The organism is Labilibaculum sp. DW002 (assembly GCF_029029525.1).
GTDB lineage: Bacteria > Bacteroidota > Bacteroidia > Bacteroidales > Marinifilaceae > Paralabilibaculum > Paralabilibaculum antarcticum.
Genome location: NZ_JAKJSC010000001.1, coordinates 1,280,799 through 1,305,299, shown reverse-complemented (window position 1 = coordinate 1,305,299; position 24,501 = coordinate 1,280,799). Strand labels below are relative to the sequence as shown.

Here is a 24,501-nt window from a genome sequence, read left to right as displayed (position 1 = left end):
CATATTTTTTTGTGTGAATATCTCATTCTAAACAGATGCATATAAATGAATCGTGAATAATATGTCCATATCTGTGATTGATTTGTTCATCTGCTTTTAGTCCTTAGTTCGTAATTTCACAGCTTAAGAAACAAGCAAGAATTTTAGAATGAAGAATCGAATATTATTAGCATTAGGTATTTTACTAACCGTATCCGCTTGCAATAAAACGGAAATCCGTTTGAATGAGATACAGGTTATTGGTAGTCACAATTCATATAAAATTCCAATTGAAAAAGCACTTTGGGATTACATTTATCAAATGGATTCTACAAAAGCAACTTCCTTACAATACGGTCATATTTCAATTAAAAAGCAATTGGAATTAGGCTTGCGAAATGTGGAGTTAGATGTGTTTTATGATCCTCAAGGAGGACATTTTTTAAATCCAAAAGGATTAGAGCTGATCAGGGAATCAGGTTTTGAACCTAAAGAATATGATGCAGAACAAAAATTAGCCGAATCCGGCTTGAAAATGTTTCACATTCAAGATATTGATTTTAGAAGTCATCATTTGCTATTTAAAGATGGTTTGAATATGATGAAGCAATGGTCGAATCAAAATCCGAATCATACGCCGGTTTTTGTTTTGATGAATACCAAGGATCAAAAAGTTGAAGGAACACTTGATCCGCTCCCTTTTACCAAGGAAGCTTTGGATAGTTTGGATATGGAAATTCGTTCGGTATTTTCCAACGAACAATTAATTACACCCGATTTGGTTCGTGGTAATTTTGAAAATTTAGAAACTGCCATTCTAACCAATGGATGGCCTCGTTTGGAGGAGTTAAAAGGTCGATTTCTTTTTGTGCTGGACGAGAAAGAAGAGAAAATTAGCAGTTATCTGGAAGGCCATCCTAGCTTAAAAGGAAGGGTACTGTTTGTAAATAGTCCCGAAGGAAACCCAGAAGCTGCTTTTCGAATTATCAATAATCCAATTAGAGATTTTAACCACATCAAAGAATTGGTTGAAAAAGGATATCTAGTGAGAACCAGAGCCGATGCAGGAACTAAAGAATCCAGAACCAAGGACTATACCAAATTTGAAAAAGCAAAAGAATCGGGAGCTCAGGTAATCTCAACCGATTATTATATCCCTACAAACTTATACAAGTCTGATTTTAAAATCAGCTTTGAGAATAACAGCTACGAAAGAATAAAATTAGTAAACCATGATACAAAATAAGATGAGATTCGTAATTGTCAGTATGTTATTGCTGTTTTTCACATCGGGGCTTAATGCACAAAACAAAAGTTTTGAACTGGTGTCAGAGAAGCAAACGGCAAAAATCATCATAGATAAGAAAGATGCCAAGGTGGTTGAGATCGCTGCTGAAATATTATCCGAAGATGTATTTAAAGTCAGCGGAACCAAACTTACAATAGAACACAAATTAGCCAATGGGGCAATTATTGCCGGAACCATTGGTAAGAATAAAATTATTGACAGATTGATTACAGAAAAGAAGCTTGATGTTTCTGCAATACAGAACAATTGGGAATCCTATACGATTCAAGTTGTAGCAAATTTAAGTAAGGATGTAAAGAATGCATTGGTGATCGTTGGATCTGACCGAAGAGGTACAGCTTTTGGTTTGTTAGAGATTTCACGAATGATTGGTGTGTCGCCATGGGAATGGTGGGCCGATGTAACTCCTGATAAGAAGCAAGAACTGTTACTTAGAATTGAAAATAATAAATATGGTTCGCCATCGGTAAAATACCGTGGAATATTTTTAAACGATGAAGATTGGGGATTGCAGCGTTGGGCGGCTTTGAATTATGAGCCTGAGACTGGTGATATCGGACCTAAGACCTATGCAAAAGTATTTGAGCTGTTGTTGCGTTTGCGTGCGAATACCATTTGGCCAGCCATGCACTCTTGCACAAAACCATTCTATTATTATCCTGAAAACAAACAGGTTGCCGATGATTATGCAATTGTAGTAGGCACATCTCATTGTGAACCAATGTTGTGTAATATCAATGCAGAATGGGATAGCAAAACAATGGGTGAGTGGCGTTACGACAACAACTCAGAAACAATTAAAGATCTTTTTAGCAAAAGAACTAAGGAAGTTTCCAAGTTTGAAAGTATTTACACAATGGGAATGCGCGGAGAGCACGATTCTCCAATGATTGTGGGTGAAGATGATTCAGATGCACAAGTGAAATTGTTAGAGAATGTGGTTTTAGATCAAAGAGAGATTTTGCAAAACAAGACAGGAAAAAAAGCCAACGAACTGCCTCAAATATTTATCCCTTACAAAGAGGTATTGACCTATTACCAAAAAGACATGCACGTACCCGAAGATATTAGCTTGGTTTGGACTGATGACAATTACGGATACATACGCCAGTTGAGTAATCCTGAAGAGCAAAAACGATCTGGAGGAGCTGGTGTTTACTATCATACCTCCTATTGGGGAAGACCTCACGATTATTTATGGTTGAATTCGACTAATCCTGTTCTAATGTGGGAAGAGATGAATAAGGCTTATGAATTTCAAGCTCGCGATGTTTGGGTTTTGAATTGTGGCGATATCAAACCTCATGAATACAATATTGAGTTGTTTTTAGATATGGCTTGGGATATGAGCTCTTTCGATAAAAGTGCAGGTGTTAAATCTCATATGGAAAATTGGGCAGCCAGAGAGTTTGGTGCAAAAAATTCTTCAGCAATTACAGATTTGATGTATGAATACTACCGATTGGCTTTTCAGCGCAGACCGGAATTTATGGCGTGGAGCCAGGTAGAGCCTGTCACAAAAGAGGGCGAAACAGAGCTTACTCAAATTCATTATGGTGATGAAGTTGGACAAAGAATAGAGGAGTATCAGAAGTTGATAAATGAAACCAAGAGGATTGGTAAAAATATTACATATAATAGAAAAGACGCATACTATGAATTGGTCTCTTACCCTGTAAATGGGGCTGCAAACTTGAATCATAAGTGGTTGTATTCTTATAAAAACCAGTTTGCAGCAAATCAGGGCAGAAGTAGTGCTGAGTTGTTTGGGAAAAAGTCCATTGAAGCTTTCAAAAGCATTCAAAAGGAAACCGCATACTTTAACAACGACTTGCAAAATGGAAAGTGGAATCACATAATGAGCATGTCACCTCGTCATTTGCCGGTATTCTCAAAACCATCAGTTTCAGTGCCGATGGGCGACTCACAAGCAGAACTTGGATTGGCTTTGGAGAGTTACGAGATGGAATTGAATCATGAGGTGATAAATTCTTATGCCGATGTTCTTCCTGTTTTTAATGCGTACACAAAAAGTGAATATTTTGTTGATGTATTTTTAAAAGGAAAAGGCGATGTGGAATGGAAGGCCGAAGCCAAAGCAGACTGGATTAATATCTCCCAAGAATCGGGAAGTGTGAACAATTCTAATCAGGAACAGCGTTTATGGGTTAGTATCGATTGGAATAAAGTACCGAAAGGCGATAATAAAAAGGAAGCTCCATTAGGACACGATTACCAATTGATTCCACCGAGTTATAAAGTAAATTCAGCTATCGATTTTGTTACTGTTGACACGACAATTACCATTGGAGTATCAGTATTTAATCCTAAATTTAAGGAGCTGGAAAATTGGAAAGGATTTGTTGAAGACAAAGGGTTTATTTCAATTAATGCAGAGAATTTCACTGGGAAGACCGATGGAAAGCAAGCCAAATGGGAAACGATCGAAGGTTTAGGGTATAGTGGAAATGTAATTGCAGCCTTACCGAGAACAGCAGCTATTCAGATGGATGAGAAAGCAATTCTTACAAATAGCCCTGCTGTTGAATACGAATTTTATACTTTTAATTTTGGTTCTGCAGATGTGTTTTTGCAAGCTGTTCCAGCACATGCTGTAAACAATGGGAAAGGTGTTCGTTGTGCAATTGCAATTGACGATACCAAACCAGTGATAGTAGATTTTCAAACCTTTGGAAGAAGTGATGATTGGATGCAAAATGTATTGCGAAATGCAAGTATCCAATCCGTAAAGCAAGTTGTAAATAAGGCTGGTAAGCATACTTTGAAAGTTTGGATGCTTGATCCAGGAGTTATGATCGATCAAATTTTAATTGATTTGGGAGGTTGGAAAAACTCTTATGCTTTTCCTAAAGAATCTAAATTGTAATTGGATGAAATGAAGAAATTGAAACAGATCATATTTATTTTGATTGTATTGGTGGGATTTAATTCTTGCCAACAATCAGAAAACACTCTTGAATCTCCGGTGCAGGTTGCCTTTATGGCCGATGTTCATTTGCAGGATATCTATGGTGAATTAAGCGATAGTGATTACAAAGGCTTATTGAATCCGACCAATGGAAAATACGTACTTGCTCGTAGCATGCAATCACAATTAAAATCAACTCGAATTTATAACGAAAACTACTTTGCTTTTCTTGCGGCTCTGGATGATGTCGCCAAGAGGGGAATAAAGTATGTTGTGATGCCAGGCGATTTTAGTGATGATGGTCAGCCTATGAATGTTAGAGGTTTAAAAAAGATACTGGAAGACTATAAAGAAAAATATGGATTTCGGTTTATTCTGACCACTGGAAACCATGATCCGGTACGACCTTTTACAATGGATGCTGGAAAGAAAGATTTCCTTGGGAAAGGCGGAAAGTCTCAGGCAATTATGAGTCGAGACGGATTGTATACTCCGAAATCAAAAGAAGGCCTACCAACAGTTGTAAGTAAGGATATCCGTAAAATGGGATACGAAGAAATAATGAATCTGTTGAAAAATTTTGGCTTTACTCCTGATAAAACTGATCTGTACTGGGAAACGCCATTTTCTAATTACTCTTACGGCGATTATAATTTTCCAGAAGCTAAGAAGGCAGCACTTTTTGAAAACAGACAATACAAAATAGAGCCATTGCAATCAACTGTTCCGGATGTAAGCTATTTGGTCGAACCTGAAGAGGGAATATGGTTTTTGGCAATAGATGGGAATGTTTATGTGCCAAAAGCCGACGCAGAGAAAGAGCCGGGAAATGCATCTAATTACAATGGAGCAAGTATTGGTTACAACAAAGTCTTAAGCCATAAAAAACATTTGATTGATTGGGTGAAATCGGTAACAGAAAGAGCTGAAAAATTGGGGAAGAAACTGGTTGTTTTTAGTCATTACCCAATGATTGATTTTAATGATGATGCATCTGACCATATCAGAAACTTAATGGGAGATGGAAAAATGCAATTGCATCGTGTCCCTGAAGAAAGTGTCGCAAAAATTTTCTCTGATGCAGGAGTAAAAGTTCATTTTGGTGGTCACATGCACATTAATGATACTGGTTATAGAAAATACGAGGAAGGGAAAAGCTTGGTAAACATTCAAATACCTTCTCTTGCAGCATACATTCCAGCTTATAAAATTGCAAATTTTGGAAACGAGAAAGTTGAGATAGAAACAGTTGTTATTGATTCTGTTCCTCGATTCAAGGAGTTGTTCTCACTCTACGAGCAAGAATACAATTATCTGGAATCGATAAATTCTGAAGATATTTGGAACAAGGACATTTTATTGGCGAACACATACCATGAATTTACCAACTGGCATTTAAAAGAGTTGGTTCGCCTTCGATTTCTGAAAAAAGATTGGCCTAAGGAAATAAAAGAATTTCTGTTACAATCGAATGGAATGCAATTGGCGAAATTTGCAGGTGTTGATAAAAGTAATGCCGATTTAGAAGCTTATCGAAACTGGACTGGATTTGATCTTATTTTTGATTTTTATAGATTAAGAAGTGCTGATAAATTGGCAATAGCAGATATTGGGGTTGATAGAATTCAGCAATATCAATTGGTTGTGAATCAGATTTTAAAAAGTGATTACTTAGTTGAAGAGAATAATTCCCTGAATGAAGATGTAAGAGAATTTGCACATATCTTTGATCACTTTTTGAATGGAGCTCCAGCAGATCATTTTTTGCTTGATTTGAAAAAAGGTAGTCTTATGAATTTGCCCAATTAATTAAGTGTTGTTTTTGTTATCTTACTGCCTAATTCTTTACTATTTTAAATATGTTGAGGCTATTTTTTTGTTTTGCTTTTCTTTCAATATTCTTATCAGCTCATTGTGATGAACTTAGGTTTGAGCATTACAGTAATGAAAGAGGATTGTCACATAATTCTGTTCGATCTATTTTACAAGATAAAAATGGTTTTTTGTGGTTCGGAACTTTTGGAGGCGTAAATCGTTTCGATGGGGTCGATTTTAAAGCATTTACGAGTGATATTTACAATCCAAATTACCTGCAGGATGATGACATTACTCAGCTGGTAGCAGATGATAGTGAAAATATTTGGATTGGAACAAGTAATGGCCTAACACGCTTTCATTTGCCTACATCTAAATTTAAAACATTTCATCCTGATTCAAATCAAAACAATCAAATTTGCGGAAATAAAATTCGGGCTTTATTTATTGATCGGAACAAGAGAGTTTGGGTTGGAACCAAACATAAAGGATTGTGCTATTACGATGATGAGGAAAAAATATTTCATAAGGTTGAGTTAGATAATGTTGAGTACATTCGATCTATAACTCAAACAAAGGACAATAAAATATGGGTTGGCACCTATGAAAATGGTATTTATTCCTTTGAGATAGATGATTCCGGAATGGTCACAAATCTTGTTCATGTAGAAATGAAGAACAAGGATCAGGAATCGCTTAATAGCCCTGTTTATTTTCTTTATGAGGATCATAAATTTGATGTTTTTGCAGGTACCCGAGGAGGTTTATACAAGCTGAACAAACTTAAAGGGGAATTCGAATTATTAGAACAAAAAGATGTTGCGATTGATTTTTTCCGGTGCATAACTCGTGGTCCCGATGATTTCTATTGGGTCGGAACTACCAATGGTTTGATTAAATGTAGTTTGATAGAGGATATTGCCTTAAATTCCTATGAACGGTACGATACGGATCTATCCTATAATAAGTCCCTTACCAACAACTATATTTCTTGTTTGTATTTTGATGCTGCAGGTGTGCTATGGATTGGAACCGAAAATGGTGTGGAGAAGTATGATCCTTTCGATAACCAGTTTAAAATGACACGAATAAAAGGTGTGTTAGGGAATAGGATTCCTATCGTTAGCAGTTTTGGTCAAACCTACGATAACAATATTTTAATTGGTACACATGCCAATGGAATTTATTTGAAAAAATCAAATGAAATTAGACTAGTTTCTGCTAAGGATCTACGAATTGTTAGTATTTATAGTGCTGATGGAAAAACTTTTTATTGTGGTTTGTGGGATGGAAGAGTCTTGAAATTTGATTATTTAAACTCCAAGATGGAGATTCTAGAGGTAGGCTTTAATGATATTCCTGTTTTTTCCATTTTGAAGATTTCCAAAGATCGATTACTAATTGGATCGAACGGAGAAGGATTGATTGAATACAATATTAGATCTAAAAAATATAATCAAGTAAAACCAGAAGTCTTAGGAAATCAAGATATCAATAAAATTGTTCAAAATTATTCGGGAGTAATTTGGTTGGCAACAGAAAATGGAATTTTTAGATACAATTCTAAAACAAAATCTTTAAAAAATTACAATTATAACGAGAATGGTGACCAAGGTCTTTCCAATGATAAAATTAAAGATATTATTATTGATGTTAAAGGTAAGGTTTGGGCTTCAACTCGTCATGGATTAAATTATTACGATCCTTTAATCGATGAATTTGTTACTGTTAGTGAACCACAAGAGCTAAAGGATATTTGGATTACCGATATGGCCGTCGACTCAACAGGTCAAATGTGGTTAAACATGAATTTTAACCAGATTGCAAAATACAATCCGATAGAGAAAGATTTACGTGTATTTTCGGTAAATAATGGTGTTCGATCAAATATTTACAACAAAAGAGGTTTCCTGTTCTCCAATAAAAGTCAGATTTGTCTGGGCGGAGAAAATAGTTTTATTTCATTTAAACCATATCTTCTTAAAGAGAACAACTATTCTCCAGCTCCTTTAATTAGCGATTTTCGAGTTAAAAATACTCCGGTTTTACCTGGCGATACCATCAATGGACAGGTTATTCTAACAGAAGATTTAAATTATTCAAAAAAGGTTGATCTTAATTACGATAATCGTATGTTTTCGATAAGCTTTAGTTCATGTTCATATGTAAATGAAATACAAAACAAATTTCAGTACATGCTTCAGGGGTTCGACAAAGAATGGATTGATGCGACAAGCAGTTCTAAAACTGTCCAATACACGAATCTATATCCCAATAAGTATTTATTTAAAATTAGAACAATAAATAGCAATGGGTACTGGAGTGATACCTCATCTTATCAAATTAATATTCTTCCACCTTTTTGGTTAACCTATAAAGCTTTTATGCTTTTTTTTATATTAATTGTGATTGTAATTTACCTTGTTCGTAAGCAATTAAAAAATAGATATGATTTAAAACAGGAACTACTACTCGAAAAGGTAAAACGAGAACGTGATGAAAATCTAACCAATGAGAAACTTCGTTTTTTTACAAATATATCTCATGAATTAAGAACCCCTATATCTTTAATCCTAGGACCTGCAAAACAATTGATTGAAGAAGGTGAGGGAACCGATTATCAGAAAAGTAGAGTGAATTTGATTTTGCAAAATTCCAGCAGATTACTTTATTTGGTCAATCAGTTGTTAGATTTTAGAAAAGCACAAACAGGAGAACTTCAGTTAAAAGTTTCGAAAACCGATATCCTACTTTACACAAGAAATACTTTTCATTCATTTGAAAGCTTCGCTAAGGATAAAAAAATAAGTTTCAATTTAGTTTCAGAGGAAGAATCAATTAAGGGATGGATTGATCGGGACAAATACGATAAAATTTTATACAATCTTCTGTCTAATGCAATCAAGTTTACACCTAAATATGGTAATGTTGATTTGTATGTTGGAATAAAAGAATTCAAGCCAAAACGTTTGGTAATTGAGGTTAGTGATGATGGCATTGGCATTCCTTTAGAAAGTCAGAAAAAGATTTTTTCGAGGTTCTATCAGGCAGCGAATAGTATGGAAGACAATACTGGTTCTGGAATTGGATTATCCTTGGTTAATTCTTTGGTTAAGCTCCATAAAGCAACAATTGATGTGCAAAGTATTCCAGATAAGGGAAGTGTGTTCGGTTTGGAAATTCCAATTGAGAGAGAATATTACAAGGATTCTGAAGTGTTTGATTATGAATCAAAGCCAATAGAACCAGTTAATCTAAATCATATTGAGACGAAGAAGACAGTTCAATCGACTCACCTAAAAGAGAAAATACTAGTTATAGAGGATAATGTTGAACTTAGAAAGTTTGCTGTTGAGTATTTGTCCGATTACTTCAAGGTTTATGAAGCTGAAAATGGAGAAGAAGGATTGAAAATTTGTCGTCAAGTAAGACCCATTCTTTGTGTTGCCGATGTAATGATGCCAGTGATGGACGGATTTCAGTTTTGTGAAGAGTTAAAAAGTGATGAAACAATCAGTCATATTCCTGTTGTTTTATTAACCGCATTATCCGATAACGAAAATAAAATAAAAGGTTATAAGCTTGGCGCTGATGCTTATTTAGTGAAGCCTTTCGATCCGTCTTTGTTAAAAACCAGGATCGATAACATTGTAAAAGCAAGAGTAGAGTTGAAGGGGAAATTTTCTGTCGATGCAGAAAGTGATGTGAATGTATTAACTCATTCGCCTGTTGATGAAGAGTTTATGACTAAACTTACTGTATTCATCGAAGAAAAACTAAGTGAGCCAGAGCTTACTGCAAGTTTATTATGCGATAAAATGGGCATGAGTTCCTCTAAATTGTATCGTAAAATTAAGGAATTAACCGATTTGGCTCCGAATGAGTTTATTCGAACAATACGCCTGAAAAAATCGGCTCAATTATTAAAAGGAAAGCGTTACAATGTATCCGAAGTTGCCACCATGGTTGGCTTTAACGATCCTTTGTATTTTAGTAGATGCTTTAAAAAACAGTTTGGTTATCCTCCAAGTAAATTAATTAAATAGTTGGTGCGATTGCATTAAGAGAAAAACTGTTTGCAGGAAAGTTTCCGCTTCTAATAGTATAAATAAAGGTCCCATAAATCGGTTGATTTATGGGACCTTTATATTGGATTAAACCAATCCTACTGAAGGACAATTATTATTGCTGATTTCGTTTAAATAACTTCTTTCATCAATATCTAATGTATTTATTAGATGAGTTTTATTGTTGATTCTTTCTTTTTACCCCGCGCAAAGCTTCTGCTTCCAAAGGATTATCCGGCCAATGATGTTTTGGATAGCGTGCTTTTAATTCTTTACGGACTTCGAAATATGCATTGCCCCAAAAACTTGCCAAATCATTCGTGATTTGAACCGGTTTAAAGCCCGGAGAAAGAAGATGCAACAGAATGTTTATTTTTCCATTGTTCACTTTTGGCGTTTCGAGCAAACCAAATACCTCTTGAAGACGAACCGAAAGAATGGGAGCTTGCCCGTTTAGCTGGTAATTCAATTTGATATTGGATCCGCTAGATACCTTTATTTTATCGGGAGCTAATCGTTCTAGTTCTGATTGCAACTTATAATCTATATGATGTTGCAAAACGGTCTTCAGATCAATTTTTTTCAGATCCTCAGGTTTTTTGATATTGCTTAAATAGGGTGCCAGCCATTCCGAATTGGTTTCCAGTAAATTCTTGGTGCTCACATCTGGCCAATTTTGTTCCGGATTCCAAATCTGTAAACTATTCACACGATTTTGCCATTGTTCCACTTCTTTATTAAAATCCAATAACCAAGCACCTTCTTTTGTAATTGCATCTGATATGGCTTGTACTTTTAATTCAGGATTAAAATTGCGAAGCGGTTTGGTTTGCAGAATAATACTTCCAATTTTTAAATCGCAACTTGCCTGAAAACCTCCTCTTTTAGTATCCCAACTTACCGTTTCAATAGATTTAACCATCGGAACCAAATCTTGTGGATTTAGAGGAGAGGCCAAAAAGATTTTACCAACTCCATCGCGAGCATGCATATTAGCAATTGCGAGCCATTCCTCATGTGCAAGATCATCTCGGTGACCAGCAGCGGCAATTTTCCCGTTTGCCAATTTAAATTGAGCATTATTGCCCGGAGTAGCATGTGCAATTCGTTCGGGATAGGCAAAAACCAAAATTAAGCCCGTTTCAAATGGATCTACTGTGCCATTTTCCTCCTGAATATTAAGCATCTTTTGGTATTGTTTTGCACTTTTTGCAATTCGCATCAGCTTTTTATTTTTCAGATCTCCGCTTCGGTATCTTCTTAAAGCTTCAATTCTAAGATTGATATCTATACCAACCTCTCTGCCTAAGGGATCGCGTTCTTCAAGAATGGCTGCCACATCGCAGGCTAGAGCCGATAAACCTTCTTCTTTTGCCATTAGAAGCATATGAGCCAAACGAGGATGACATGGCAATTGATGAATGGTTTTTCCATGCTTGGTGATCTGACCATTATTCAAAGCATCTAATTGATGTAATAATTCTCGTGCTTGCGCTATACTTCCTTTTGGAGGAGGGCTTAACCAAGTCAGACTGTTAATATCATCCACGCCCCATTTAGCCATTTCCAGTACCAACGAAGTCAAATCTGCTTGCTCTATTTCGGGTACGCGGTGTTCTTTTAATCTTAAATGAGTAGCCTTTGTCCACATGCGATAACAAACACCGGGTGCAAGTCTTCCAGCACGCCCTGCTCTCTGATCAGCCGAATCGCATGTAATCTCTACTGTTTCAAGTTTTGATAAACCTGTATTCGGATTAAATTGTAATGTTCTGCCAAAACCACAATCCACAACACTTGTGATACCCTCTATGGTTAAACTGGTTTCGGCAATTGATGTGGACAAAATAATTTTACGTTTGCCTTCTTTATGAGGCATAATGGCCGCATATTGTTTGCCTGCAGGTAACTGCCCATATAATGGATGAATAGAAATACCGCTGTGTTTTCTCTTTAGGATTTCTTCACATGATTTGATTTCTGCTTCACCAGGAAGAAAGACCAAAATATCTCCAGATTGTTCATCTACAGCTTTGCCAACTACACTTGCTGTTAATTCGGCTAATAGATAGGGATCGGTTTCTCCTGTATATTTAATTTCTACAGGATATTGTCGACCTTCACTCACAATGGATGGAGCATTTAATATATTTTTCAATTTGGGCATGTCTAAAGTAGCAGACATGATTAGTAAGCGCAAATCAGGACGTAAAACTTGCTGCGCCTCTCTCGCTAGTGCCAAAGCTACATCTGCAAATAGACTGCGTTCATGAAATTCATCAAAAATAACCAAACCAACACCTTCCAAGGCATTATCAGATTGCAGCATTCTTGTTAAAATCCCCTCGGTAACTACTTCCAGCTGAGTGTTTGCTCTGGTGCAATTATCAAATCGAATTCTGTATCCAACACGTTCACCAACTTTTTCGCCAAGTAATTCGGACAAACGCATAGCAATGGAACGAGCAGCCAAACGACGAGGTTCAAGCATGATGATTTTTTGTCCGTTCAACCAGTTTTCCTCGAGCAAAGCAAGCGGCAATAATGTACTTTTACCGGCTCCAGGAGGCGCATTTACAAGTAAGGTATTGGTTTCCGATAATTGTTCTTTTACCTCTTCAATAACCTCAGTAATGGGCAAGTCAAATGTGTATGGATCGAATTTCAAGTTTCTTTAGATTTTGTATTCTGCAAAAATAGTTAAATGAAATAAAGGAGTTGGCGCGGAACACAATGAATGTTACAGAAAATATACAAGGCTTGCAGTTTAAATCGTTTACTGATGCATATAAGCAGCGACTCTATTGAAAATTGGTGCTAAAAAATAAAAAGGTGAAAGCCTCAGAGCTTTCACAGCTGAAAAAGCTAATCCTGTAAAGCAACAAAAAAGAAATAGTTTGTCTCATTTCCACAAGTTTTAAAGTGCTTTAAAACTAGCAGGTGAGTCATTTTTTTTTTTTTTTTTTTTTTTTTTTTTTTTTGAGCGGAGCAAAGGGGTGTATAGCAGTGTGTTAGCACCTGTGTGCGGTGTAGTGTTTTTCAACTTCATAATCTACACCTTTCAAAACACCCTTATAATGCACTTTTTGGTGTTTAAATCGCCTGGAGCTAAATGAAGAAAGCCTTGTAAACGTTAGTTTACAAGGCTTTTCTTTCTGTTGCATTTCTGCGTGGCGGAGAGAGAGGGATTCGAACCCCCGGTACGTTGCCGCACAATAGTTTTCAAGACTACCGCATTCGACCACTCTGCCATCTCTCCAATATGTTTTTGAGCTTTAATTGCTCTGCTATCTCTTGTGATAACGGGTGCAAATATATGGCAAAAAATACTACTGACCAAACATTATTTTGCAATAAGGTGTAAATAATTTGGAAGCCCTTGAACTTCAGTTCAATTAATTTTCATTATCCGTGTAAATCCAGCTCATTTAACATGTAAAGTGAGTGTTCAATGGTTTTGAAAATCTCAGTACAATACTCGTTCACGGCTTTAGGACTACCAGGTAAAGTATAAACCAATGTTTTACCCATTACACCGGCAATACCACGGCTAACAAGTGCATTTGCTTTTTCCATACCATACTTAACGCGAATTAATTCCATTATACCTGGAATTTCTTTTGTAAGCAGGGGTTTAACCACATCAGGAGTAATATCTTTGGGACCAATACCTGTTCCACCTGTTGTGAAAACCATATCATAGTTTTCTGCTTGCGCTTTTTTGAGAATAGTTTTTAATTGTTCTTCGTTGTCAGGAATAATTAATGTTTCAATTTCAAAGTGGCGGTTTTTTGATTTGAAGAAATCTTCAGCCAGCTTTTTAAGTAATGGTCCACTCTTATCGGCATATTCTCCTCGGCTAGCACGATCGCTAAGCGTAATGATAAGCGTTTTCATGATTCGTGGTTGATATTCCAGTTGATTACCCGCTTTTAATTCACCACCCTTAAGAACACGGCAAAAGATACCTTCTTTTGGCATTACACAATTACCAATTTCACGAAAAATACTACAATTATCGCCGTGGCATTTTTTACCAATCTGAGTCACTTCAAGTACCATATCACCCATGATAAACTGGTCAAGAGGTGCCGTCTTGTGCAATATAATTCCTTCAGTTGTAATATTCTCTGCAAATTCCCCGAATTCGATTTTCCGCTTAGCTTGCTTGGAAAATTTATCTATACTTTCTTGCGCCAATAAACTAACCTGACGGTGCCAATTACCAGCATGAGCATCGTTCGCTACTCCTTTTGAGTTTAACTCGATAGAATTAACAGGTTTTTTTATGGTGCCTTTTTTCTCAGATATATTTACAGACAGTACTGCTACTTTTTTATCGCTCATAATTATCGGCTTTCTTATTTTATATCGATCTTGGTTTTCTCCAATAGAGTTATTCCTACTATTGTCATGGATTTATCAACTGCCTTACACATATCGTAAACGGTCAATAGTGCAACACTGGCAGCTGTTAATGCTTCCATTTCAACACCTGTTTGACCGATACATTTAACTCTAGTGTTGGCTTGAACTCCATTTTCTACAATTGTACATTTCACTTCAGCTTTTGTAATTTGAAGTGTATGGCAAAGAGGAATTAGGTCGCTTGTTTTTTTTGCAGCCTGAATTCCTGCTATTTCGGCGATGGTTAATACATCACCTTTTTTAAGCGCATTTTCTTTTATTAATTCAATGGTTCTTGGTTCAAGTTGAATGATACCAGTTGCTTTTGCTTCTCGTATTTGTGGCGTTTTATCACCTACATCAACCATGTTGGCTTTCCCATCCTTATCTATATGACTAAATTCTCCCATTTTACTGATCACTGTTTACTAATAATTGTTCACTGACCTCTGATGACTTTACTTACCCTCCAATACCGTAAAAGCTACCATCCTTATTTTTGGTTCCAGCTTTTGGTTTGTGGTTAATCGATTTGTCAATTGCTTTCTTATTGCCCAATTCGTTAATGTCAAATTCACTAGCATTAAAAAGGCATGGTTTAACTTTTCCGTTAGCCGTTAAACGAATCCGATTACATTCAACACAGTTGCCGCCTTTTCCACCTTCTACAATCGAAAACTCACCACTGGCTAAATCCATTTGTTTAATGAAACGCAGCTCTAGATTATTTTGTTTACAATATTTGTGCAAATGCTCTAGGTCATCTAGGTCAGCATTTGGCATACGAACACAATTAATTTTTACCGGATGTAAGCCAGCTTCTTGCGCGGCCTTTATTCCTTTAAAAACATCTTCAATATTACCCAATCGGGTTAATTCCTTATACCTTTTAGGATTCATTGTGTCCAAACTGATATTTACTCTACACAAACCAGCCTCGGCTAATTGTTTGGCAAATTTATCGAGTAAGATACCATTGGTAGTCATTGCGATTTCTTCTATCCCTGAAATTTCAGCTATTATTTTTACTAAATCAACAATCCCTTTACGGACCAAGGGTTCACCACCAGTTAAACGAACCTTGGTAATACCAGTTTTGACAGCTTCTTCAACAAAGCTGACAATCTGCTCAAAACTCAAAACATCTTCATGTGCCATCAGATCGATACCTTCCTCGGGCATGCAATACGTGCAGCGAAGATTACATCTGTCTGTAACTGATATTCTGAGGTAGCTTATGTTTCTATTATATTTGTCTAACATGTACAAATTCTCCTTCTGTAAATTCATCAACCCCTCTGGGAATAGCCATTATCCCATCAGCTTGGGTGAAAGCATTTATATGTGCCGAACCATGGTAATCTACCGGGATAACCTGATTATTTGCATTCAATCGCACTGGAATATATTCTAATCGGTCAATTCTTTTTCGTTTATAGTCACACGATATTGGTAAACGAACAATTGCCGGATGATAGTCATGTCCCATTAGTCGGAAAACCAAGGCTTTACCTAATAGTTCAAATTGAACAAATGAGGATACAGGATTGCCTGGCATAGCAAATACATATTTGCCTTGACGCGTTGCAAAAACAGTATGCTTCCCTGGTTTTACAGTTAGTGTGTGAAACCAAATGTTGAATTCTAATTCCTTTAATATTTGTGGTATATAATCGTATTCTCCAACCGAAACACCACCGGATATGATTAATAAATCATTCTCATCTATACATTTGGATATGACCTCTTTGGTAGCTTCTTTTGAGTCGGCCACAATACCATAATAATTGCCTGTAATCCCAATTTTTTCTAATTGAGCCAGTAGTTGCCATGAGTTGACATTTCTGATTTGGGATTTATTTGGTTTGTCTTGTGGCTCTACCAATTCACTCCCAGTTGCGATAGTTGCAACTTTTGGTTGGCGGTAAACAACAGGACTTGAGCACCCAACAGATGCTAAAACCGAAATGTGTTGTGCTTTTAGTCGTGTTCCTTTTGTTAAAACCACATCGTTTTTTAAAATATCTTCCCCTTTAAGGCAAATATTCGATTTTGTTTTTTCTTTCGTAAAACGAATGTGTCCTTCGTCAACTTCTTCCGTGTGCTCAATCATGATTACAGTATCTGCACCTTCAGGAACCATGGCACCTGTCATTATTCTGGAACATTGCTTTTCTCCAATATTTAAAGTTGGAGCCGAACCAGCAGCAATAACTTCTAGGACTTCAAGATTTTCACTTAAATCAGACTGTTTGCAGGCATAACCATCCATAGCTGATTTATTAAACGGAGGTAGCGACATATCAGAAAGTACATCTTCGGCCAATACTCGATTCAAACAATCCGAAAGGTCAATAATCTCTCTGTCTAATTTAGTTGTGGCATGTTTAACTGTTTTCAATGCCTCGTGAAACGTAATCATATTGTTAGTTTTTTATTAACCAGCCATTTTCGGTAAAAGCAATTTTATTACTGTCAAAATCGAATTTTTCACCATTAAATTCAATCTTTTTGTCAGCCAATTGTTTGTACTTAATAGCTCTGGATTTTATTTGGTTATTGTTTTTTTTATCAATCATTAAAAATAGACCTGGTACAATCAGGTCCCGCAATCCTCCCGATTCACAAATAATTGGGTTTTCTGGGGGGATAACCTTTTCAAAATAAGAAAGAATATCTGGAAGAGTATCATCTTTTCCTTGAACGTAATAGACCTCTTTGCTTCCAGCTCTGAATAATCGATTACTATCTTTATTTCCTTTTTTGCTGTATTCTTTTGTAATCACATAATCAGCGGTTTCTTTAATAAGCTCTAATTTATCACTTATTTTATGAAAATGAGGTGATATTTTAATACAAATGAGATTACTTTTGCATTTCAAATTGTTAATTAATTGGCATGCAAACAGGGTTTTACCAACATTTCTGCCAGTTCCTGCAATTAGTAATATGTTTTTTCTGATATTATTCATTCTAAAAAATAAAAACCTCCAACTCATGTCTTGAATTGGAGGTTTATGTTTTAAGAAAGAATAGCGTGCAATTTACCATGGCAGGATAAACGAGACAATCTATTCTTCAGACCTAAATCACAATACTCCTTTCCAATTTTGGGTCTATGCCCAGCGGGAGACAAACTCGTTTCCAAGTTTACCTATCGGTTTACAATCCTTTCCAATTATTTTATTGGTGAAGTAACTGACAACTCGGAGATTATTTAATAGTGGTAAAGATATTAATATTAATGAATCTACAAATGTGTATGTGTGCGGATTTGTGATATCCTATAATCTTCCAAATCGTTATTGTTTTGCGCTATTTTCGGAAAGGCCTGTGTACTTTGACTTTTTAGATGAAAACGTTTGTGTTATTGTTTATTGGTAATTAAATAAGATAGTCTTATTTATATTTGGTTTGATTAAAAAATAGAATACATTCTTATCTTTATATAGGATATTAAATGAAAGTAAATGGGGAATCATAGTCACGGCCATGCTCATCACGACCATGGAGATTTAAAAGGGAAGAACTTAGGGATTGCAATATTACTGAATGTTGGTATAACTGTGGCACAGATTATTGGTGGTTTTATTTCTGGTAGTTTAGCACTGATGTCAGATGCATTGCATAACTTTAGTGACGTCCTGGCTCTTATAATATCATGGTTTGCAAGTAAACTTTCAAAAAGAGATCAAACAGCTGCCCAAACATATGGGTATAAAAGAGCCGAAATATTAGCTGCTTTGATTAATGCGATATCATTAATTGTAATTGCTTTTTTTCTTACAAAGGAAGCCATTTCTCGTTTTTCAGAACCTGTTGAAGTGCAATCCGGCATGGTCATGATATTAGGTGGTTTATCAATTGTTTTAAATGGTTTAAGTGTTCTTTTGGTTCAGAAAGAGGCGAAGGATAGTATGAATATGCGTTCTGCTTATTTGCATTTGCTTTCTGATATGATTTCATCGATAGCTGTTGTATTGGGTGGATTGGCTATGTATTTATGGGATGTCTCCTGGGTTGATGGTGTTCTATCTATTGGTATTTCTCTTTATTTGATCTATTCTAGTTGGGGTCTGGTAAAAGAGAGTGTCAGAATTTTAATGCAATTTACTCCATTGCATATTAATTTAGATGATATTCACGAGAAAATTCAAGAGTTGGATGGAATAGAAAATATGCATCATGTTCATGTCTGGCAATTAGATGATAAACAAATTAACTTTGAAGCTCATATTAGTTTTAAACAGGATTTAAAGCTAAGTGAGGTCAACTTGATTTTGCATCAATTAGAGCATATTTTACATGATGATTTTGAGATAAATCATGTAACCCTTCAGCCTGAATTAAATGGTTCGTGCGATGACGAGAGTATCGTGATTCAGGAGAAAGGGCACACGCATTAATTTAATCTTTTAATCAAGAGATTGGATTAGATCCATTGGATGATGTATAATGGTTTGAGCACCGTTTTCTAAAAGTTCTTCCATATCTCGAAATCCCCATAGAACACCAACGGCATGCATGCCTGAATTGTTTGCCGTTTCCATATCAACTCCCGAATCACCAACATACATTAATTCTTCAGGTGCAATGCCCATTTTTTCACTAATTAATAATGCACCTTTTGGATCAGGTTTACGTGGGATATCACCTCCGGCACCAATTACCATTTCAAGTTGCCAGTTGGCAAGTAATACATTTACAACTTTTTGTGTTAGTTCGTTGGCTTTGTTGGAGAAAATAGCAATTTTAAGATTGCGATCTCTCAAGGAGTTAAGTAAATCGGAAATGCCTGGGTATAGAGCCGTTTTTGCGATACAATTATCATCGTAAACTTCCATCATTCTTTGAAAACATTCTTCTATAAATGATGCATCGCGATGTGATTTAGGAAGTGCATTTTCTACCAAGCTTTTTATGCCTCGACCAACAAATGTTTTGTAGGTAATATAATCATGTGTGTCCAAGTTTTTTTCTTGCAATACCTTATTCATTGAATCAGCAATATCTTCTATTGAATTAGCTAATGTGCCATCCAGATCAAAAACAACTCCTTTATACATATCTATTTCTTTAGGTTTATTCTATGCAAATATTCAAAACTCAAATTAAGTTTACAAAGAGAAATGACGTTTTTTTTTTGCATAAAAAAACAGCCAATTAATTCATTTAATTGACTGCTTTAAGAATATATCTTATTTTATTATTGTACGTAGTTCTGCGTCATAGTCTTCTATAACATCCATCCATTCATCGTACATGTTTTGCCACGATCCTTCTCCATAAATTTCTTCAAATGCCTTTTTATAACCTTGGTCTTTTGACCAATCAGCATAATTGTCAAAGTTCCATACCATTCCAACATCAGCACTTTTAGTAGTGTGAAGAGGATTATTGAAAACTAAGAATGCAAAACCCAGTTTTTCAGAAGTCTTCATAAGCTTTGTAGCAATGGATTTAAAACGATAATATTGCCCCTTTTTAAGGTGAATTGCCCAAGCTTCATAATATTTTGATTTTACAAGGATATCTTTTCCAAAAGACAATTTTTCATTGTAATTCCAAAGTGAGACGGAACCATATTTTTCAACAAGAGGATCAACATTTTTTTTCCAATCATCTTGATGTCCTCCTTCTTCCATTGGTCTCGAGTCTAGCGCGGAATAGGTTGTTGGTCCCATAATCCATACATACCATCCAGCTCTGTCGCCATAATCAACTCTTCGTAAGCCTGCTACGTGGTCACCTTTTTGATGGAATTTATCATTGTGAGCTTTAATTGCTTTTTCAAATTCTTGGTTCATTCCTTTTTTTGGTAACATGTAAACACTCTCAACTACTGTTTGCTCTTTTTCCTCATTGGTTTGAGCAACAATTGTAAAACTGAAAAATAATGCAATTGCTAAACCAATTATTCGTTTTTTCATGTTAATAAGGTTTTGGTGAATAATGACTTAAGATACAATATTTATTTGGACTAAATCTAATTAATTTTTATTAAACTGCTTATGTAGAGGGTTTAGTGAGTTTGCGTAATGTTGTAAAATGAAAGAGAATTGATGTGAAAAGAAGGGTGTTGTATTGAAAAAAGTAGACGTTATTTTTGATCTTGCTATTCTGATGGAGGGCAAAAGAAAAAAAAACTGAAAAAAAAGAAAAGAATCCCTCCTTGCTAGTGCTATTAAGAAAAAAACCATATATTTGATCTACTTAAAGATGGAGAATAGATTTTTTGAAACAAATAAATAACATAGCAACCGAAATGAACATGTTGAATACCAACATGCGAATGTCTATGTCTGAAAATTTTATTTGTACTATTTCTACCATTATCGCAACTACCACAACAACCCTTTAGGGGGTTAAATTATTACATATCGCCATAGGTGAGTAGTTGATTACTCAAAAATCAGTAAGGTATTTTGTACCATGTGCAAAAATATTAGATAGATACTTAATTGTATTTTATCATTTTGCATCAAGATATCTTTTAACCAAAATTATATCAATCGATAGCTGACTCGACATTTGTAGGGAGAGAAGGCTATTTAAAGGAAATTAAAAATGAAGGTTTTAAAATTTGGAGGAAGCTCAGTTTCTAATGCAGGGAATTGTAAGCGTGTTCAGGAAATTATTAAGAGGGATTATGCCAACTGTAAGCAAGTTGTAGTTGTTTCAGCATTTGGTGGGGTTACCGATGAGTTGGAAAGGTGCATTAATCTTGCAAGTCAGCGGAACAAAGAGTATGAAATTGCTCTCTTAAAATTAAGGGAAAGACACGATCAGGTAACGAATGAATTAAATGTTCCTGATGAAATAAAAACAAAGGTCTCGAAAAAGTTTGATGAGCTAGAGGAGCTACTTCAGGGTGTGTATCTGCTTGAGGAGATATCCGAGAAGATAAAAAATGCCGTGATGGGAACAGGAGAAGTCTTGTCATCGCTAATTTTTTCAGCTTATCTTATTGAGTCTGGCATGAAGGCAAAGTGTTTCGATTCTAGAAAATACATTAAAACTCAGAATGGGAAGGGTGTATTCTTAAATAGTAAAGAAACCAACGAGAATCTAAAATCAATAAAAGAGGAAGATTTTCAAGTTGCAGTTTTCCCTGGCTTTATTGCTTCAGGCAAAAAAGGAGAGTTAACTTTATTAGGGCGTGGTGGGTCTGATTATACTGCCTCGATATTAGCCGCTGCACTAAATGCCAAACAATTGGAAATATGGACAGATGTAAGTGGTATGTACACTGCCGATCCACGACTGGTTTCGCAAGCGATTCCAATTGAACAGATGTCGTTTCAGGAAGCCATGGAATTATCTCACTTTGGAGCCAAAGTCATGTACCCGCCTTCATTAACTCCGGTATTGCAAAATAAGATAAACGTTCGAATAAAGAACACATTTGCACCTGATGACAATGGAACCTTAATAACTACGAACCCTAAAAGTGAGCGATCCATTGTAAGAGGATTGTCTTCTGTAAATCACGTTAACCTATTTACCTTGTCGGGTAGTGGTATGGTTGGAATAAGTGGTTTTGCTGCACGACTATTTGCTTGCTTAGCTAACCAGAAAATTAATGTCAGCCTTATTACGCAATCATCTTCGGAACACAGTATGAGTGTTGGTATTCATGAAGATGATAAAGATTTAGCGATAGAAGCTGTTCGTTCTGAATTCGAAATGGAAATTGGAATGAATTTGGTAAATGAACCATTGGTAGAGGAAAACTTGTCAATAATTGCCGTTGTTGGTGAAGATATGGGCTACACACCTGGCATTGCAGGAAAACTCTTTGGTATACTAGGTAAAAATGGTTTAAATATTCGTGCAACGGCGCAAGGTGGAAATGAGCTAAACATCACTTTCATGGTGCGTACTACGGATGTGAAGAAAGCCTTAAATGTTATACATGAGAAATTTTTCATTTCAACACATAAGAAAATCAATTTATACATTGCTGGAGTAGGTAATGTTGGGAAAAAATTATTGGAGTTTATCGATCATCAGTACAACTATTTAATAGAAGAGAAAGGATTACAATTAGTTGTGCGTGCAGTTACCAACAGTCGTAAAATGTATTTTGCGGATGATGAAAATATGCTTCAAGATTGGCAGCAAAAGTTAGAGCATGAATCGGAAACTGCCAATTTGCAGGAGTTTGTAAAAAGAATGGATCAAGCCAATCTACGTAACTCTGTATTTATCGATATTACAGCTAGCGAACAGGTGAGTAAAGTTTATCAGCAAGTCTTAAATTCAACGGTTTCTATTGTAGCTTGTAATAAAATTGCTGCATCTTCCGATTTTGAGAACTATTTAAGAATTAAGGCTGCAGCAAGAAAGCACAATGTTGAATTCATGTTCGAAAGTAATGTAGGTGCAGGATTGCCAGTAATTAGTACCATTAATAGCTTGATAAACACAGGAGATCAAGTGGTTGGTATACAGGCTGTTGTTTCAGGTAGTCTTAATTTTATAATGAATGAGTTTAACAATGGTAAATCATTTGTAGAAGCTGTTAAAATGGCTATGGAGCAAGGATTTACAGAGCCAGATCCAAAGATTGATTTAAGCGGAATGGATGTCTTAAGAAAGCTGCTTATCCTATCTAGAGAAGCTGGTTATGCTTTGGAAGAAAAAGATGTTGAGCATGAACCAATGATTCCATTATCATGCTTAAATGGTGAGACTGCTGAAGATTTGATTCGTGATCTTGAAGAGAATAATGATTATTTTGAAGCATGGCGAACTGTCATGGCTGAGAAGAATATTCGATATCGTTACATCGCTTCTTTTAAAGATGGTAAAGCAAATGTGAGTTTGCAAGAGGTGAAACCAGATCATCCATTTTATGACGTACATGGAAAGGATAATGTAATTTCCCTAAATACAAAATGGTATAAAGATCAGCCAATGATTATAAAAGGCGCGGGTGCTGGTGCTGAAGTGACAGCCTCCGGAATATTCGGTGATATCATAAGCATTACAAGCAATTAATTACCATTTAGAAAAAGAATAAGATGTCAGATAGTATAAAAGTATTTGCACCAGGTAGTGTTTCAAATGTCGGATGTGGATTCGATATTCTGGGGTTTGCCATCGATGGAATTGGTGATGAGATGATTCTCAGTGAGAATGATTTAAACAAGATAAGTATCAAACCTATTGAGGGATATGAAAATCTACCTACAGAAGCATCGAAAAATGTTGCCGGTGTTGCTATTCAGGCTATGCTTGATGATCTGGGTAGCAATCAAGGTTTCGATATTGAGATACATAAAAACATTAAACCAGGTAGTGGAATTGGTTCAAGCTCTGCAAGTGCAGCAGGTGCAGTGGTTGCGGCCAACGAGTTACTTGGGAAACCATACAGTAGAGAACAATTGGTTGATTTTGCCATGCAGGGCGAAGTTGCAGCTTCGGGCGATGCACATGCTGACAATGCTGCACCAACAGTATTAGGTGGATTTTGTATTGTTCGTGCCTACGATCCTCTGGATGTAATTCAAATTGAATCGCCAAAGGATTTATGGTGCGTTGTTATTCATCCTCAAATTGAAATTAAGACCAAAGAGGCCAGAGAATTATTATCTGCTCAAGTTGATCTGAAAAAAGCAATTCGTCAATGGGGAAATGTTGCAGGCTTAATATCCGGTTTGCATCAATCAGACTATAATTTGATTGGTCGTTCGCTAGAAGACCATATTGTAGAAAAACAACGTAAAATTTTAATTCCGGAGTTTGATAACTTAAAACAAGCTGTACTTGAAGCAGGAGCCTTAGGCTGTAGCATTTCAGGATCAGGTCCATCTGTTTTTGCTTTGGCAAATGGAAGAGAAACGGCCGATGTTATTGCAGCAGCTATGGATACTGTTTTTAAACGTACCGATTTAGATTACAAAATATATGTGTCTAAAGTCAGCGACGGAGGAGTTAAAATCCTATAGTGCTCGCAGTGATAGATAAATGAAAGATTGATTTAAATTCAG

Annotated in this window: 15 protein-coding genes, 1 tRNA gene and 1 riboswitch; of the genes, 7 read left to right on the top strand and 9 right to left on the bottom strand. The window is 35.9% G+C overall.

Going from position 1 to position 24,501, the window contains the following annotated elements; genetic code table 11:
- The first annotated feature begins 148 nt into the window (after positions 1-148).
- From L3049_RS05080 to L3049_RS05065, 4 genes are read left to right on the top strand one after another with little or no spacing between them, the layout of a single operon-like run.
- The gene (locus L3049_RS05080; RefSeq protein ID WP_275108714.1) at positions 149-1,225 is read left to right on the top strand and encodes a phosphatidylinositol-specific phospholipase C1-like protein; all 1,077 of its coding nucleotides are present in this window, start codon (positions 149-151) and stop codon (positions 1,223-1,225) included.
- Complete coding sequence (locus L3049_RS05075) at positions 1,212-4,175, top strand: glycosyl hydrolase 115 family protein (RefSeq protein ID WP_275108713.1); 2,964 nt, start codon at positions 1,212-1,214, stop codon at positions 4,173-4,175. The genes L3049_RS05080 and L3049_RS05075 overlap by 14 nt, the downstream gene beginning before the upstream one ends.
- A gap of 9 nt (positions 4,176-4,184) precedes the next feature.
- A complete protein-coding gene (locus L3049_RS05070) occupies positions 4,185-6,026 on the top strand; it encodes a metallophosphoesterase family protein (RefSeq protein WP_275108712.1) in 1,842 nt (613 codons plus the stop codon).
- A gap of 50 nt (positions 6,027-6,076) precedes the next feature.
- Positions 6,077-10,078: a hybrid sensor histidine kinase/response regulator transcription factor gene (locus L3049_RS05065; protein ID WP_275108711.1), complete on the top strand. Its 4,002-nt coding sequence runs from the start codon at positions 6,077-6,079 to the stop codon at positions 10,076-10,078.
- 199 nt (positions 10,079-10,277) lie between these two features.
- Here L3049_RS05065 and hrpB read toward each other — a convergent pair whose 3' ends face one another.
- The 7 genes from hrpB to L3049_RS05030 all read right to left on the bottom strand — a co-directional run bounded on the left by hrpB (position 10,278) and on the right by L3049_RS05030 (position 17,478).
- Entirely contained in the window at positions 10,278-12,767 is a 2,490-nt protein-coding gene (hrpB, locus tag L3049_RS05060) for an ATP-dependent helicase HrpB (protein WP_275108710.1), read from the bottom strand.
- A gap of 503 nt (positions 12,768-13,270) precedes the next feature.
- Positions 13,271-13,358 (bottom strand) — tRNA-Ser (locus tag L3049_RS05055).
- A 146-nt stretch (positions 13,359-13,504) separates the two neighbouring features.
- Positions 13,505-14,446 carry an MOSC domain-containing protein gene (locus tag L3049_RS05050; RefSeq protein WP_275108709.1) on the bottom strand — a complete coding sequence of 314 codons (942 nt, stop codon included), beginning with the start codon at positions 14,444-14,446 and terminating at the stop codon, positions 13,505-13,507.
- A 14-nt stretch (positions 14,447-14,460) separates the two neighbouring features.
- Entirely contained in the window at positions 14,461-14,916 is a 456-nt protein-coding gene (gene moaC, locus L3049_RS05045) for a cyclic pyranopterin monophosphate synthase MoaC (protein ID WP_275108708.1), read from the bottom strand.
- Positions 14,917-14,968: 52 nt separating this feature from the next.
- Positions 14,969-15,769, bottom strand: coding sequence for a GTP 3',8-cyclase MoaA (locus L3049_RS05040; protein WP_275108707.1), 801 nt, complete (start codon positions 15,767-15,769; stop codon positions 14,969-14,971).
- Positions 15,753-16,928: a molybdopterin molybdotransferase MoeA gene (locus L3049_RS05035; protein ID WP_275108706.1), complete on the bottom strand. Its 1,176-nt coding sequence runs from the start codon at positions 16,926-16,928 to the stop codon at positions 15,753-15,755. Before L3049_RS05035 ends, L3049_RS05040 begins: the two co-directional genes overlap by 17 nt.
- Positions 16,929-16,932: 4 nt before the next feature.
- On the bottom strand, positions 16,933-17,478 hold the full coding sequence (locus L3049_RS05030; RefSeq protein ID WP_275108705.1) for a hypothetical protein: 546 nt from the start codon (positions 17,476-17,478) through the stop codon (positions 16,933-16,935).
- Between the two features lie 109 nt (positions 17,479-17,587).
- A riboswitch (molybdenum cofactor riboswitch) is annotated at positions 17,588-17,730 on the bottom strand.
- A 246-nt stretch (positions 17,731-17,976) separates the two neighbouring features.
- On the opposite strand from L3049_RS05030, the gene L3049_RS05025 reads away from it, so the two are divergent.
- Positions 17,977-18,912, top strand: coding sequence for a cation diffusion facilitator family transporter (locus L3049_RS05025; protein ID WP_275108704.1), 936 nt, complete (start codon positions 17,977-17,979; stop codon positions 18,910-18,912).
- 9 nt (positions 18,913-18,921) lie between these two features.
- Here L3049_RS05025 and L3049_RS05020 read toward each other — a convergent pair whose 3' ends face one another.
- A complete protein-coding gene (locus L3049_RS05020; RefSeq protein ID WP_275108703.1) occupies positions 18,922-19,572 on the bottom strand; it encodes an HAD family hydrolase in 651 nt (216 codons plus the stop codon).
- A gap of 132 nt (positions 19,573-19,704) precedes the next feature.
- On the bottom strand, positions 19,705-20,436 hold the full coding sequence (locus L3049_RS05015; protein WP_275108702.1) for a hypothetical protein: 732 nt from the start codon (positions 20,434-20,436) through the stop codon (positions 19,705-19,707).
- Positions 20,437-21,073: 637 nt separating this feature from the next.
- On the opposite strand from L3049_RS05015, the gene thrA reads away from it, so the two are divergent.
- Together thrA and L3049_RS05005 are read left to right on the top strand one after the other, a co-directional pair.
- Complete coding sequence (gene thrA / locus L3049_RS05010; RefSeq protein ID WP_275108701.1) at positions 21,074-23,509, top strand: bifunctional aspartate kinase/homoserine dehydrogenase I; 2,436 nt, start codon at positions 21,074-21,076, stop codon at positions 23,507-23,509.
- A gap of 23 nt (positions 23,510-23,532) precedes the next feature.
- Positions 23,533-24,459, top strand: a complete 927-nt coding sequence (locus tag L3049_RS05005; RefSeq protein ID WP_275108700.1) for a homoserine kinase — start codon at positions 23,533-23,535, stop codon at positions 24,457-24,459.
- The last annotated feature ends 42 nt before the right edge of the window (positions 24,460-24,501 follow it).

Bases quoted from the DNA above. Each gene is read 5' to 3' on its own strand.
- L3049_RS05020 (WP_275108703.1), bottom strand. From the start codon at position 19,572: ATGTATAAAGGAGTTGTTTTTGATCTGGATGGCACATTAGCTAATTCA.
- L3049_RS05030 (WP_275108705.1), bottom strand. From the start codon at position 17,478: ATGAATAATATCAGAAAAAACATATTACTAATTGCAGGAACTGGCAGA.
- L3049_RS05005 (WP_275108700.1), top strand. From the start codon at position 23,533: ATGTCAGATAGTATAAAAGTATTTGCACCAGGTAGTGTTTCAAATGTC.
- L3049_RS05035 (WP_275108706.1), bottom strand. From the start codon at position 16,928: ATGATTACGTTTCACGAGGCATTGAAAACAGTTAAACATGCCACAACT.
- L3049_RS05040 (WP_275108707.1), bottom strand. From the start codon at position 15,769: ATGTTAGACAAATATAATAGAAACATAAGCTACCTCAGAATATCAGTT.
- L3049_RS05015 (WP_275108702.1), bottom strand. From the start codon at position 20,436: ATGAAAAAACGAATAATTGGTTTAGCAATTGCATTATTTTTCAGTTTT.
- L3049_RS05050 (WP_275108709.1), bottom strand. From the start codon at position 14,446: ATGAGCGATAAAAAAGTAGCAGTACTGTCTGTAAATATATCTGAGAAA.
- thrA (WP_275108701.1), top strand. From the start codon at position 21,074: ATGAAGGTTTTAAAATTTGGAGGAAGCTCAGTTTCTAATGCAGGGAAT.
- L3049_RS05080 (WP_275108714.1), top strand. From the start codon at position 149: ATGAAGAATCGAATATTATTAGCATTAGGTATTTTACTAACCGTATCC.
- L3049_RS05075 (WP_275108713.1), top strand. From the start codon at position 1,212: ATGATACAAAATAAGATGAGATTCGTAATTGTCAGTATGTTATTGCTG.
- L3049_RS05025 (WP_275108704.1), top strand. From the start codon at position 17,977: ATGGGGAATCATAGTCACGGCCATGCTCATCACGACCATGGAGATTTA.
- L3049_RS05065 (WP_275108711.1), top strand. From the start codon at position 6,077: ATGTTGAGGCTATTTTTTTGTTTTGCTTTTCTTTCAATATTCTTATCA.
- moaC (WP_275108708.1), bottom strand. From the start codon at position 14,916: ATGGGAGAATTTAGTCATATAGATAAGGATGGGAAAGCCAACATGGTT.
- L3049_RS05070 (WP_275108712.1), top strand. From the start codon at position 4,185: ATGAAGAAATTGAAACAGATCATATTTATTTTGATTGTATTGGTGGGA.